The organism is Streptomyces sp. SID3212, assembly GCF_009865405.1.
Classification (GTDB): domain Bacteria; phylum Actinomycetota; class Actinomycetes; order Streptomycetales; family Streptomycetaceae; genus Streptomyces.
Genome location: NZ_WWJY01000680.1, coordinates 1 through 13,265 on the forward strand (window position 1 = coordinate 1; position 13,265 = coordinate 13,265).

Below are 13,265 nucleotides of genomic sequence, written 5' to 3' on the forward strand. Positions count from 1 at the left end.
ACGGGGTGACGTACCGCGCCTCGGCGGAGCTGCCCGACGGACCGGACGCGGCGCCCGTCTACCGTACGGACGGCACGGTCGCCGTGGCGGACGTGGCGAGGCTGGCGGCGGCGCTCGGTGTGGCGGGGACCCCGCGCACGGACGGGACGGCCTGGAAGGTGGGCACGGACCAGGACGGTTCGGGGCCGCTGCTGCGGGTGGAGAAGCAGGCTCCGGGGACGTGGACGTTCGCGCGCTTCGGTCCTTCGCCGGGCGGTGACAACTGCCTCAAGGGCAAGAGCTGCCCGAGCGGGGACCTCGCGGCCGGTGAGGGGCCCGCGGTGAGCGAGTCCGCGGCGAAGAAGGCGGCGGCCCCGGTGCTCAAGGCGCTGGGCCAGGACGACGCGAAGCTGGACGCGCGGCAGTTGATGGGCGCGGTCCGGGTGGTGAACGCGGATCCGGTGGTCGGCGGGCTGCCCACGTACGGCTGGTCGACGGGGATCCAGGTCGGCGCGGACGGCACGGTGACGGGCGGCAGCGGGCAGCTCAAGGCCCCGGAGCGGGACCGGGAGTACCCGGTGGTCGGGGCGGACGCGGCCCTGGCGGAGCTGAACCGTACGGCCGGCGGGCCGCCCGGGTCCGGGATCGGCGGCTGTGCGACGGCGGAGCCGCTGGAGGGCGAGATGAAGCCGGCCGCTCCGTGCGAGCCGGGCACGGGGCCGGCCGCCCCGGAGCCGCTGGTGATCGACCGGGCGGTCTTCGGGCTCGCCCTGGAGGCCGAGGGCGGCAGGCCGGCGCTGGTGCCCGCGTGGCTGTTCCGGGTGGCGCCCGGCGGGGGCGCGGAGCCGTACACGGTGACCAGGACGGCGGTGGCGCCGGAGTTCCTGACCGCGCCGGCGGCACCCTCCGTACCGCCGCACAAGGAGGCACCGGGCGGGGGCGGGTCGGGGGCTGTCGATCCGGACGGCACCCGTGGGGCGCTGCGCCCCATGATCTCGTACGACTCCGAGGGCACGACCCTGACCGTGCGCTTCTGGGCCGGGGTGTGCGGCTCGTACACCGCGCGGGCCGACGAGAAGGGCGCTGACGTGAAGGTGAGCGTGGTCGAGGCGGATCCCGACCCGGACCGGGTGTGTGTGGCGATGGCGAAGGAGCGGACGGCGGAGGTCACGCTCAAGGCGCCGCTCCGGGAGCGGGGTGTGGTCAACGCGGCCACGGGTGAGTCGGTGCCGCGAGGCTGAGCGGGGCGACGCGGGGCCCGTACGGTCCCGTGGTCACGCGCATGCGAAAGGCGGCGGTCCCGGTCGGGGCCGCCGCCTTTCGGTGCTGGTCCGGTCGGGCCGGACCGGCCGTACTAGCTGAAGGAGTCTCCGCAGGCGCAGGAGCCCGACGCGTTCGGGTTGTCGATCGTGAAGCCCTGCTTCTCGATGGTGTCGACGAAGTCGATGGAGGCGCCGCCCAGGTAGGGGGCGCTCATCCGGTCGGTGACGACCTTGACGCCGCCGAAGTCCTTGACGACATCCCCGTCGAGCGAGCGCTCGTCGAAGAAGAGCTGGTAGCGGAGGCCCGAGCAGCCGCCGGGCTGGACAGCCACGCGCAGCGCGAGGTCGTCCCGGCCTTCCTGGTCCAGCAGGGCCTTGACCTTGCCCGCGGCTGCATCCGACAGGAGGATGCCGTCGCTCACGGTTTTGGTGTCGTCCGATACGGACATCTGCTTCTCTCCCGGGTTGGTACGGACTGCTTGCCGACACTGCAACCGGCGCGGCCGCGGATTCATTCCGGACCCTGGCGTGTGTCATTCCCTTCTTCATGCTCGCACACGGGGTCGCGGAACGGGAGCGGGAGCCTTCGCGGGATTCCCGAACGGGAATGCGTCACATCGACGCTATCGCCATCGTCAAAGTGACGTGAAGCGGTTATGATAGATAACGTCAAATAGACGAGAAGGCTCGTTCGCAGAGAAGAAAGGGTGCGTGACGTGACCACCGCCCAACCCCAGCAGGACCTGGCCGTCCAGCCGACTCCCCTCGCCCTGCTGCTGCTCGGCCGCCAGGCCGACCCCCGCAGCGAGCGGGGTGTGGAGTGTCCCGGCGATCTGCCCTCCCCGTCCGACCCGGATCTGGTGGAGCGCGCCCGCGCGGCGAAGGAGAAGCTCGGGGACAAGGTGTTCGTCCTCGGCCACCACTACCAGCGCGACGAGGTCATCCAGTTCGCCGACGTCACCGGTGACTCCTTCAAACTCGCCAGGGACGCCGCCGCCCGCCCCGAGGCGGAGTACATCGTCTTCTGCGGGGTGCACTTCATGGCCGAGTCGGCGGACATCCTCACCGGTCCTGGCCAGAAGGTCGTACTGCCGGACCTGGCGGCGGGCTGCTCCATGGCCGACATGGCGACGGCCGAGCAGGTCGCGGAGTGCTGGGACGTCCTGACGGAGGCCGGGATCGCCGAGCAGGTCGTGCCCGTCTCGTACATGAACTCGTCGGCGGACATCAAGGCCTTCACCGGCAAGCACGGCGGCACGATCTGCACGTCCTCGAACGCCGAGCGCGCGCTGAACTGGGCCTTCGAGCAGGGCGAGAAGGTCCTCTTCCTGCCGGACCAGCACCTGGGGCGCAACACCGCCGTACGGGACCTGGGTCTGTCCCTGGAGGACTGCGTCCTCTACAACCCGCACAAGCCGAACGGCGGCCTGACCACCCAGGAGCTGCGGGACGCCAAGATGATCCTGTGGCGCGGTCACTGCTCGGTGCACGGCCGGTTCTCGGTCGAGTCCGTCCGTGACGTACGGGAGCGGATCCCCGGGGTGAACGTCCTGGTGCACCCGGAGTGCAAGCACGAGGTCGTCTCCGCCGCCGACCACGTGGGCTCGACCGAATACATCATCAAGGCGCTGGAGGAGGCCCCGGCCGGCTCGAAATGGGCGATCGGTACGGAGCTGAACCTGGTCCAGCGGCTGGCGAACCGTTTCGCCGCCGAGGACAAGGAGATCGTCTTCCTCGACCGTACGGTCTGCTTCTGCTCCACCATGAACCGCATCGACCTGCCGCACCTGGTGTGGACGCTGGAGTCGCTGGCGGAGGGCAACGAGGTCAACCGGATCCAGGTCGACAAGGAGACGGCGGACTTCTCCCGGCTGGCGTTGGAGCGGATGCTGTCGCTGCCGTAGGCACGTACCCGTACGACCGCATGACACCGCACAGCACACCGCCCCCGGAGCAGCTGCTCCGGGGGCGGTGTCATGTGTGCCGGACCGGTCGGTCAGACCTTCGCGGGCTCCGGAGCCGAGGGCTCCGACGGGGCGGGCCCCGCCTCGGGGCCGCGCTTGGCCGCCTTCTTGGCCGCCCGGCGCTCCTTGCGCAGCTCCACCATCGCGTACAGCGTCGGTACGAGCAGCAGCGTCAGGATCGTCGACGAGATCAGACCGCCGATCACCACGACCGCCAGCGGCTGGGCGATGAAGCCGCCCTCGCCGGTGATGCCCAGGGCCATCGGCAGCAGCGCGAAGATCGTCGCCAGGGCCGTCATCAGGATCGGGCGGAGCCGGTGACGGCCGCCCTCGACGACGGCCTCGACCACGCCGAGCCCCTGCTTGCGGTACTGGTTGATCAGGTCGATCAGCACGATCGCGTTGGTGACCACGATGCCGATCAGCATCAGCATGCCGATCATCGCCGGGACGCCCAGCGGGGTCCCGGTCACGATCAGCAGGCCGAGGGCGCCGGTCGCCGCGAACGGGATGGAGACCAGCAGGATCAGCGGCTGGATCAGCGACCGGAAGGTGCCGACCAGCAGCATGAAGACGATCGCGACGGCCGCCAGCATGGCGAGCCCCAGGTTGACGAACGCGTCGTCCTGGTCCTGCGAGACACCGCCGATGGAGGCGGTCGCCCCGACCGGCAGCTTCAGCGCGTCGATCTTCGACTGGAGCGTGGCGCTGACCGCGCCGGTGTTGTCACCGGTCGGCCTGGCCGTGATCGTCGCCGCGCGGGCGCCGTCGATCCGGGTCATCGAGACCGGCCCCGGCACGAGCGCCACGTCGGCGATCTGGCCGAGCTTGACGCCGTTCAGCGGCAGGTTCTTGAGCTGGGCGATCGTCACGGCCGGGGTGGCCGAGGTGACGACGACATCGCGTTCGGTGTCGTCCAGGATCGCCGTACCGGCCTGGGTGCCGCGGACGGCCTGGCCGACCACCGCGCCGAGGGTCGCGTCGTTGTAGCCCGCGTCCGCCGCCTTGGGCGTCGCCTTGACCGAGATGCGCGGCACGCTCTGCGCCAAGTCGCTCTGGACGTCGGTGACGTCGTCCAGCTTCGCGACGGCGTCCCGTACCTGCGCGGCGGCCTTTTCGAGCACCGCCCCGTCCGAGGCCTTCACCACGACGCTGAGGTCCTGGCTGCCGAAGCCGCCGCCCGCCGAGACCGTGGTGTCGCCGATGCCGTCGACCCCGGCCAGCTCCTTCTCGATCCGGTCGGTGGTCTCCTCGTACGTCGAGGCATCCTTGAGCGTGATGTTGTACGACGCCTGGTTGGCGCCCGTACCGCCGCCGAAGGCCGCCAGGAAGCCGGACGAGCCGACCGTGACCTGGTAGTCCTTGATCGTGTCAATGCCCGCGAGGACCTTCTCGACCTTCTTCGCGGCGGCGTCGGCCGTGGTGAGCCCGGTACCGGCCGGCAACTCCTGGTTCAGGGAGATGACTTCCTGGTCGCCCTGGTCGAAGAAGTTGGTCTTGAGCAGCGGCGCCATGCCGAACGTCGCGATCAGCACGACGGCCGCGATGCCCACGCTGGTGAGGCGCTTGCGGGTGGCGAAGCGCAGCACCGGCACGTAGAAGCGCTGGAGCCTGCTCCTGTTCTCCTTCTCCTCCGCCAGGCGGCGCGCCTCGGCGGGTTCGACACCGACGGATTCCTTCGGCGGGCGCAGGAACCAGTACGAGAACACCGGTACGACGGTCAGCGAGACGAGCAGCGAGGCGAGCAGCGCCGCCGTCACGGTGAGCGAGAACGAGCCGAAGAGCTCGCCGACGATGCCGCCGACCAGTCCGATCGGCAGGAACACGGCGACGGTGGTGAGGGTGGACGAGGTGACCGCGCCGGCGACCTCCTTGACCGCGACGATGATGGCGCTGTGGCGCTCCTCGCCGTAGCCCAGGTGCCGCTTGATGTTCTCCAGCACCACGATCGAGTCGTCGACGACCCGGCCGATCGCGATGGTCAGCGCGCCGAGGGTGAGCACGTTGAGCGAGAGGTCGCGCGTCCACAGGACGATCAGCGCCAGGACGACGGAGAGCGGGATGGAGATCGCGGTGACCAGGGTGGAGCGCAGCGAGCCCAGGAAGACCAGGATCACGATGACCGCGAAGAGCAGGCCGAGGGCGCCCTCGGTGGTCAGTCCGGAGATCGACTTGGAGACGGCCGGGCCCTGGTCGCTGGCGACGGTGAGCGTGGCGCCCGAGCCGAGGTCCGCGCGCAGGTCCGACAGCTTGTCCTGGACGGCGTCGGAGATGGCGACGGCGCTGCCGTCCTTGTCCATCGTGATCGCGATCGCGAGGCTGGGCCTGCCGTTCGTACGGGACAGGGAGACCGCGGTGGACGGCTTCTGCTCGACGGTGGCGAGGTCACCGAGCCGTACGGGCTTCGCCGGCTTGGCCGGGCCCGCGCCGCCGGGGGCGGGCTGGGGGGTGATCCGCAGGTCCTCGATCTGCCGGAGCGAGGTGTAGCCGCCGCCGACCTGCACGGTACGGCTCTTGCCGTCCTCCTCGAAGGAACCGGCGGGGACGGTCGCGCCGCCGGTCCGCAGCGCGTCGGCGAGTGCCTGGTTGCTCAGGCCCGCCGCGGCGAGCTTCTTGGGGTCGGGGGTGACGGAGACCTGGAGGTCCCGCACGCCGTCGACGGTGACCTGGCCGACGCCGTCGATGCCTTCCAGGGCGGGGACGACGGAGCGGTCCAGCTGGTCGGCGAGCGCCTGCTGGTCCTTGTCGGAGGTGACGGCGAGGACGACGGTCGGGATGTCGTCCGTCGAGCCGGCCACGACCTGCGGGTCGACCGTGTCGGGGAGCTGGCTGCGGGCCCGGTTCACGGCCTGCTGGACGTCCGCGACGAGCTGCTTGGTGTTCTCGCTGCCGAAGTCGAAGCTGGCCATGACGACGGCGTTGCCCTCGCTGGCGGTGGAGGTGACACCGCTGATGCCGTCGACGGCCTTGAGCGAGTTCTCCAGGGGCTCCACGACCTGCTTCTCGACCACGTCGGGCGAGGCGCCCTGGTAGGGGGCGAGCACGGAGACGATCGGCAGTTCGATGGACGGCAGCAGCTGTTGCTTGAGCTGAGGGATCGCGATCGCGCCGAAGACGATCGCGATGATCGACATCAGCCCTATCAGGGCCCGTTGCGCGAGGCTGAATCTGGACAGCCAGGACATGGGGTCTCTCTTCTGTGGTGTACGCGGCAGGGTGGGCGCGGGAGCCCGACCGGGGAAGTCTGCGGGGACGGTCCCACCGTGTGGGCACGGTGACGGCCGTCCTCCTCTACGATCTGCCATCCCCGGGGCGGATGCGTAGCCCGTAGGTCCATTTCCTTACGCGCCGCATACCGCGTCTGGAGTACGTGGCGGCGTGGCGTCACTCCACCCTTGGACGGACCAGGCCCGATTCGTACGCGATTACCACCAATTGGGCGCGGTCGCGGGCGCCGAGTTTGGCCATCGCCCGGTTCACATGGGTCTTGACGGTCAGCGGGCTCACCGCGAGGCGCTCGGCGATCTCGTCGTTGGAGTGGCCGCCGGCGACCAGGACGAGGACCTCGCGCTCGCGCACGGTGAGCGCGGTGAGGCGCTCGGAGTAGGCGGCCGCGTCCCGGTCGTCCACCGAACTGCCGCCCTGGGCGAGGAAGGTGGCGATCAGGCCCTTGGTCGCGAGGGGCGAGAGCAGTGCCTCGCCGGCGGCGGCGATCCGGATCGCGTTGAGCAGTTCCTCGGGTTCCGCGCCCTTGCCGAGGAAGCCGGAGGCGCCCGCGCGCAGCGACTGGAGCACGTACTCGTCCACCTCGAACGTCGTCAGCATCACGACGTGCACCCCGGCGAGTTCGGGGTCGGCGCTGATCATGCGGGTGGCGGCGAGGCCGTCCGTACCGGGCATCCGGATGTCCATCAGGACGACGTCGGCGCGCAGTTCGCGCGCGAGGGTGACGGCCTGGGCGCCGTCGGCGGCCTCGCCGACGACCTCCATGTCGGGCTCGGAGTCGACCAGGACGCGGAAGGCGCTGCGCAGCAGCGTCTGGTCGTCGGCGAGCAGCACCCTGATGGTCATGCGGTCTCCCCGGTGGGCACGGTGGGTGTGGGCGGCGGTGCGGCGGAGGTCCGCGCGGGCGGCGCGGTGGGGGCCGCCTGGAGGTGCCCCTTCACCGGGAGTATGGCCTGGGTGCGGAAGCCGCCCCCGTAGCGGGGTCCCGCGGTGAGGGCGCCGCCGAGCGCGGTGACGCGTTCGCGCATGCCGAGGAGGCCGTGGCCGCCGCCGTCGGCCGGTTCGCCGGTGCCTTCGCCGTTGTCGAGCACGGTGACCTCGACCGTGGGGCCGACCCGTACGACACTCACCTCGGCCCTGGCGCCGGGGCCCGCGTGCTTCCGCGTGTTGGTCAGGGCCTCCTGGATGATCCGGTACGCGGCGAGGTCGACGGCGGCGGGCAGGCGCGGGACGCCCTCGCCGGCCGCGAAGGTGACCGGCAGGCCCGCGTTGCGGAAGGTCTCCAGGAGTCCGTCGACGTGCGCGAGTCCGGGGGCCGGTTCGGTGGGCGCCTCCGGGTCGCCGGACTGGCGCAGCAGCCCGACGGTGGCGCGCAGTTCGTTGAGCGCGGAGCGGCTGGCCTCCCGTACGTGGGCGAGGGCTTCCTTGGCCTGGTCGGGGCGCTTGTCCATGACGTGGGAGGCGACGCCCGCCTGGACGTTGACCAGGGCGATGTGGTGCGCGACGACGTCGTGCAGGTCGCGGGCGATACGGAGGCGTTCCTCGGCGACGCGGCGGCGGGCCTCCTCCTCGCGGGTCCGTTCCGCGCGTTCGGCCCGCTCGCGTATCGCGTCGATGAAAGCGCGCCGGCTCCGTACGGCGTCCCCCGCCGCGCACGCCATGCCGCTCCAGGCGAAGATCGCGAGGTTCGCCTGGGCGTACCAGGGTCCTGAGCCGAAGCACATCGCGGCGGCGGTGAGGACGGTCATGGTGGCGAGGCCGACGCGCCAGGTGGTGGGGCGGTCGGTGTGGGCGGCGACGGTGTAGAGCGCGACGACGGCGCTGACGACGACGGGGGCCGGGGGGTCGCCGGTGACCAGTTCCACGGTGGTGACCGCGCCGATGCCCAGCAGCACGGGCATGGGGGCGCGGCGGCGCAGGACGATCAGGGCGGCGCCGAGGAGCATCAGGCAGACGCTGAGGACGGTGGGGCTGCGGGTGCCGAAGGTGGGGGTGTTGTGGCCGGTGCTCGGGTCGGCGAAGGAACCGACCAACATGGCGACGAAGACGGCGAGGGCGAGGACGCCGTCGGGCGCGAGGGGGTGCGCGCGGGCCCAGGTTCGGGCGCGCGTGAACGCGGTGCCCAGGGAGGTCGTCGTCACCTGAGCCACGGTACGGGGTGCGGAAAGCGCGGGAGCCGCCGCGGAAAGCGCGGTGCCCCACGTCCCTGAGGGGGTGGGGCAGCCGGGGTGCGGGCCGGGGGTGTGCTCCTGACCGGAGGTGTCTGTCGGCCGGACCCGTTCAGGTCTTCCGGCCCGACCGGTTCAGACCGACGGGATCAGGCCGTCGTCGTTGAGCAGCGCGCGGACCTCGTCCAGCGTCGCGCCCGGCGCCGGCAGGATCAGCCCCGACGGCTCCAGGGCGTCGTCCGCCAGCGGCTCGCCCAGTTCGCGGACCTTGCCCAGGAGGGCGTGGAAGGTACGGCGGAAGCCGTCCTCGTCGCCGCCCCTGACCTCGGCCAGCAGTTCGTCGTCCAGCGTGTTCAGTTCGGCCAGGTGGCTGTCCGCCAGCTTCACCTGGCCCTCCCCCATGATCCGTACGATCATGACGAGCCCCTACTGTTTGTTGAATTTGTCCGGGTTCTGGGGGGCGTCCTGCTTCTCGCCCTGGCCGCCCTCGATCGCCTGCTGCGGCGAACCGCCGGCGAGCTCCGCCTTCATGCGCTGGAGCTCCAGCTCCACGTCCGTACCACCGGAGATCCGGTCCAGCTCGGCGGCGATGTCGTCCCGCGCCACCCCGGACTGGTCCTCCAGCGCGCCCGACGCGAGCAGCTCGTCGATCGCGCCCGCCCTGGCCTGGAGCTGGGCCGTCTTGTCCTCGGCCCGCTGGATCGCCATGCCGACGTCGCCCATCTCCTCGGAGATGCCCGAGAAGGCCTCCCCGATCCGGGTCTGCGCCTGCGCGGCCGTGTACGTGGCCTTGATCGTCTCCTTCTTCGTACGGAAGGCGTCGACCTTGGTCTGGAGGCGCTGCGCGGCGAGGGTGAGCTTCTCCTCCTCGCCCTGGAGCGTGGTGTGCTGCGTCTCCAGGTCGGTGACCTGCTGCTGGAGCGCGGCGCGGCGGGACAGCGCCTCACGCGCCAGGTCCTCGCGGCCGAGCGCCAGCGCCTTGCGGCCCTGGTCCTCCAGCTTGGTCGACTGCCCCTGGAGCTGGTTCAGCTGAAGCTCCAGGCGCTTGCGCGAGGTGGCCACGTCGGCCACACCACGCCGCACCTTCTGGAGCAGTTCGAGCTGCTTCTGGTACGAGTAATCGAGGGTCTCGCGCGGATCCTCGGCCCGGTCAAGGGCCTTGTTTGCCTTCGCGCGGAAGATCATCCCCATACGCTTCATGACACCGCTCATGGGCTTCGCGCGCCCCCTTCTGACGGACGTGAGATCCAGCACTTCAACAGAACCCACAGTACGGGCCCTGTCTCTATTACCGCACTGTTCGGAGGCGAATGCGCTCCTCCCCAAGGACGACTGTTCCCCGATCCGGTCAGGCGCGAGGAGTAGGCGACCCTGAGGAAACTCAGGTACACCATGCGCACAACAGGCGCACAACAGGCCCGGAACGGACAAAGTCCGCGTCTGTACCGGTAGAGACGTCCGCTGTTGCGGGATCGTTCCCCGCGGGGGTGGGGTCCAACCGCGACACCCCGTACCCTTGGGCTTTGTGTTCCGTAGCCGCGCCAATACAGAGAAGGCCGCCACTCAGGTGACGTCGGACCTCTCCACGCAGACCCGCGACCCGCAGGCCCCCAAGGGCCGCCCGACCCCGAAGCGCAGTGAGGCACAGTCGCAGCGGCGGCGTGCCTCGACGCCGACCGACCGCAAGTCGGCCATGAAGCAGCAGCGCGAGGCGCGCCGCACCGACATGGCCCGCCAGCGCGCCGCGCTGGCCAGCGGCGACGAGCGGTTCCTGCCGGCCCGCGACAAGGGCCCGGTGCGCCGCTACGTCCGCGACTACGTGGACTCACGCTTCTGCATGGCGGAGTTCTTCCTGCCGCTCGCGGTGGTGATCCTGGTCCTGAGCATGGTCCGGGTGGGCTCGCTCCAGAACATCGCGCTGCTGCTGTGGCTCGGCGTGATCGTGCTGATCGTCGTCGACTCGATCGGTCTGTGGCTGCGGCTCAAGAAGCAGCTGGCGGAGCGCTTCCCCGACACCCCCAAGCGGGGCGCGGTGGCCTACGGGCTGATGCGTACGCTCCAGATGCGCCGCCTGCGTCTGCCGAAGCCGCAGGTCAAGCGCGGACAGCGGCCCTGAGCAGCGGAGTCTCCGGTTTCGCGGGAGCCTCGAAGGGGTGGCTCGCCGGGCTCGGAGGGGTACGCAACGTCGTCCGCCAGGAGCTGGTGGCACGGCAGCTGGACGAGCAGATCGCGGCCCGCTACCCGGTGGGGCAGCGGCTGAGGATCCTCGACGTCGGCATGGGCCAGGGCACGCAGGCCCTGCGGCTGGCGCGCGCCGGGCACACGGTGACCGGCCTGGAGTCCGACGCGGACATGCTGGCGACGGCCCGCGAGGCGCTCGCGGGCGAGCCCGCGGGGATACGTGAGCGCGTCACGCTGATCGAGGGCGACGGCCTGGAGACCGGGGTCCACTTCCTGCCCGGCAGCTTCGACGTGGTGCTGTGCCACGGTGTGCTGATGTACGTCCAGGAGCCCGACGCGATGCTCGCGGGGCTGGCCAGGATGCTGGCGTCCGGCGGTCTGCTCTCGTTACTGGTGAGGAACGCGGACGCGCTCGCGCTGCGCCCCGGCCTCGCCGGGGACTGGCCGGGGGCGCTGAACGCCTTCGACACGGACACGTACACCAACCGCCTGGGTGTCCAGGTCCGCGCGGACCGGCTCGACGCCCTGACGGCGACGCTCGCGGGGATCGCCGCGCCGCTGCACGCCTGGTACGGGGTACGGGTCTTCACCGATCTCGCCCCGAACGGCACCCCGCCCCCGGACGACGGTGACCTGGAGCGGCTGCTGGCCGCGGAGGACCGCGCGGGGCGGACGGAGCCGTACCGGCGGGTCGCCGCACTGCTCCATCTGTGTGGCGTACGGGGCTGAGACCGCGCGAGGGGGGACCCCCTGATCGGCCGCGTACCGCAGGCGCCACCCTGCGGACAAAAGGGATACTCCGGGCATGAATGCTTCCCTTCTCCGGGGCCGTGCGCGCCGGCTGCTGCTGCCCCTGACCGCCGGGATCTGCGCGGTCGCCCTGGCCGCCGGCTGCTCGGGCACCGACTCGGCCCGCGACGACACGGGGGCCGCCGACGTGGCGGGGGCGGACCTCCCGGCCCGGGCCGCGTCCGTGGAGCGCGCCCAGAACGACCTCCAGAACGCCTACGAAAGCGTCATCAAGAACGTCCTGCCGTCGGTCGTCGAGATCGACGCGGGCAACGCCCTCGGCTCCGGCGTCATCTTCGACACCCAGGGCCATATCGTCACCAACGCCCATGTCGTGGGCTCCCAGAAGACCTTCGCCGTCACCATCGCCACCCGCGAGCAGCCGGTGGAGGCGCGCCTGGTCGCCAGCTTCCCGCAGGGGGACCTCGCCGTCATCAAGTTGACGAACGTCCCCTCCGGTCTCAAGGCGGCGAAGTTCGGCGACTCCTCGCAGGTGGCGGTCGGTCAGATCGTCCTGGCCATGGGGTCGCCACTGGGCCTGTCGAGCAGCGTCACCCAGGGCATCGTCTCGGCGGTCGGCAGGACCGTGACCGAGAGCGACTCGGGCGGCGGGACGGGCGCGACGATCGCCAACCTGGTGCAGACGTCGGCGGCGATCAACCCGGGCAACAGCGGCGGGGCGCTGGTCAACCTGGACAGCGAGGTCATCGGCATCCCGACGCTGGCCGCGACCGACCCCCAGGAGGGCGACAGCGCCGCGCCGGGCATCGGGTTCGCGATCCCCGGGTCGACGGTGCAGAACGTGGCCGGGCAGATCATCAAGAGCGGGCGCGTCACCAACTCGGGCCGGGCGGCCCTGGGGATCACCGGCCGTACGTTCCTCGGCACCGACTTCCAGCCCGCCGGGGTGGCGGTCGTCTCGACCACCAAGAACGGCCCGGCGGCCGGTGCGGGGATCAAGGCCGGGGACATCATCACCAAGGTGGGCGCCGACCAGGTGACCACCATCCAGTCGCTGTCCGAGACGCTCGCCTCCGACAGCCCCGGGGAGAAGGTCCAGGTGACGTACATCCGCCAGGGCGCGACCCGTACGGCGAACGTCACCCTCGGCGAGATGTAGGCGTACGGCGTTCCGGGGCACGGGCCCCACGGCCTTCCGGGGCAAGGGAAAGGGCGCCCGTGGACCTTCCGGTCCCCGGGCGCCCCGCGCTCCGGACCCCGTCAGGCCTGGTCGGCGGCCGGGTCGGTGGCCTGGTCCGCAACCTTCGCGTCGGACGCGGTCCCGGCCTTCGTGTCGGCCTCGGGCTCCGCCTCGTCGGGCGCGTCGGCCTGGTCCGCGTGCAGGCTCATCGGGCCGTAGATCTTGGTGCTGTCCTCGAAGAGGTGCACCTGGTCGGCGCCGCCCGCGAGCAGCTCCTTCCACGCCTCACCGATCCAGGACTCGGCGTCCCCCTGCGTGGTGAACTCCTCGGGCTCCACCGCCGGCGGGACCTCTGTCCCGTCGGACTTCTCGAACCGCCACGTCCACGCCATGTGCGCCTCCCGGATCCTGCCCAACTGATCAGCTTCCTGCCCGCAGCGTAGCCGGGCGCGCACCGTACGAGGCGACACGGGAGGATCATCTCCGTGGAACTGACTCTGCTCGGCACCGGAGCCCCCGCCGGGCTCCCCCGCCCCGACTGCCCCTGCGCCGCCTG

At 71.3% G+C, this 13,265-nt stretch carries 11 protein-coding genes and 1 pseudogene; 5 read left to right on the forward strand and 7 right to left on the reverse strand.

Going from position 1 to position 13,265, the window contains the following annotated elements:
- Positions 1–1,220: hypothetical protein (locus GT042_RS20475; protein ID WP_161310178.1), on the forward strand; the 1,220-nt coding region annotated here is incomplete at its 5' end.
- Positions 1,221–1,333: 113 nt separating this feature from the next.
- Here the strand turns inward: GT042_RS20475 and GT042_RS20480 are convergent.
- Positions 1,334–1,690, reverse strand: coding sequence for an iron-sulfur cluster assembly accessory protein (locus GT042_RS20480; protein WP_161310179.1), 357 nt, complete (start codon positions 1,688–1,690; stop codon positions 1,334–1,336).
- Positions 1,691–1,948: 258 nt separating this feature from the next.
- Here GT042_RS20480 and nadA point away from each other — a divergent pair, with 258 nt between their 5' ends.
- Complete coding sequence (gene nadA, locus GT042_RS20485; RefSeq protein ID WP_345943847.1) at positions 1,949–3,145, forward strand: quinolinate synthase NadA; 1,197 nt, start codon at positions 1,949–1,951, stop codon at positions 3,143–3,145.
- A 92-nt stretch (positions 3,146–3,237) separates the two neighbouring features.
- On the opposite strand, the gene GT042_RS20490 is transcribed toward nadA, so the two are convergent.
- From GT042_RS20490 to GT042_RS20510, 5 genes are all read right to left on the reverse strand, one after another.
- Positions 3,238–6,390: an efflux RND transporter permease subunit gene (locus tag GT042_RS20490; RefSeq protein WP_161310181.1), complete on the reverse strand. Its 3,153-nt coding sequence runs from the start codon at positions 6,388–6,390 to the stop codon at positions 3,238–3,240.
- A gap of 199 nt (positions 6,391–6,589) precedes the next feature.
- On the reverse strand, positions 6,590–7,276 hold the full coding sequence (locus tag GT042_RS20495) for a response regulator transcription factor (protein ID WP_161310182.1): 687 nt from the start codon (positions 7,274–7,276) through the stop codon (positions 6,590–6,592).
- Positions 7,273–8,571: a sensor histidine kinase gene (locus tag GT042_RS20500; protein ID WP_161310183.1), complete on the reverse strand. Its 1,299-nt coding sequence runs from the start codon at positions 8,569–8,571 to the stop codon at positions 7,273–7,275. Before GT042_RS20500 ends, GT042_RS20495 begins: the two co-directional genes overlap by 4 nt.
- Before the next feature lie 162 nt (positions 8,572–8,733).
- Positions 8,734–9,015: a hypothetical protein gene (locus tag GT042_RS20505; protein WP_161310184.1), complete on the reverse strand. Its 282-nt coding sequence runs from the start codon at positions 9,013–9,015 to the stop codon at positions 8,734–8,736.
- 9 nt (positions 9,016–9,024) lie between these two features.
- Entirely contained in the window at positions 9,025–9,810 is a 786-nt protein-coding gene (locus GT042_RS20510; protein ID WP_161310185.1) for a PspA/IM30 family protein, read from the reverse strand.
- 313 nt (positions 9,811–10,123) lie between these two features.
- On the opposite strand from GT042_RS20510, the gene GT042_RS20515 reads away from it, so the two are divergent.
- The 3 genes from GT042_RS20515 to GT042_RS20525 all read left to right on the forward strand — a co-directional run bounded on the left by GT042_RS20515 (position 10,124) and on the right by GT042_RS20525 (position 12,688).
- Positions 10,124–10,714, forward strand: a complete 591-nt coding sequence (locus GT042_RS20515) for a DUF3043 domain-containing protein (protein WP_161310187.1) — start codon at positions 10,124–10,126, stop codon at positions 10,712–10,714.
- Positions 10,715–10,800: 86 nt separating this feature from the next.
- Positions 10,801–11,508 (forward strand): methyltransferase domain-containing protein, encoded by a 708-nt coding sequence (locus tag GT042_RS20520; protein ID WP_345943848.1) that lies wholly within the window; start codon positions 10,801–10,803, stop codon positions 11,506–11,508.
- A 76-nt stretch (positions 11,509–11,584) separates the two neighbouring features.
- Entirely contained in the window at positions 11,585–12,688 is a 1,104-nt protein-coding gene (locus GT042_RS20525; protein WP_161310186.1) for a trypsin-like peptidase domain-containing protein, read from the forward strand.
- Positions 12,689–12,894: 206 nt separating this feature from the next.
- Here the strand turns inward: GT042_RS20525 and GT042_RS20530 are convergent.
- Positions 12,895–13,101 (reverse strand): annotated as a pseudogene (locus GT042_RS20530) (hypothetical protein); the annotation flags it as partial.
- Between the last annotated feature and the right edge of the window lie 164 nt (positions 13,102–13,265).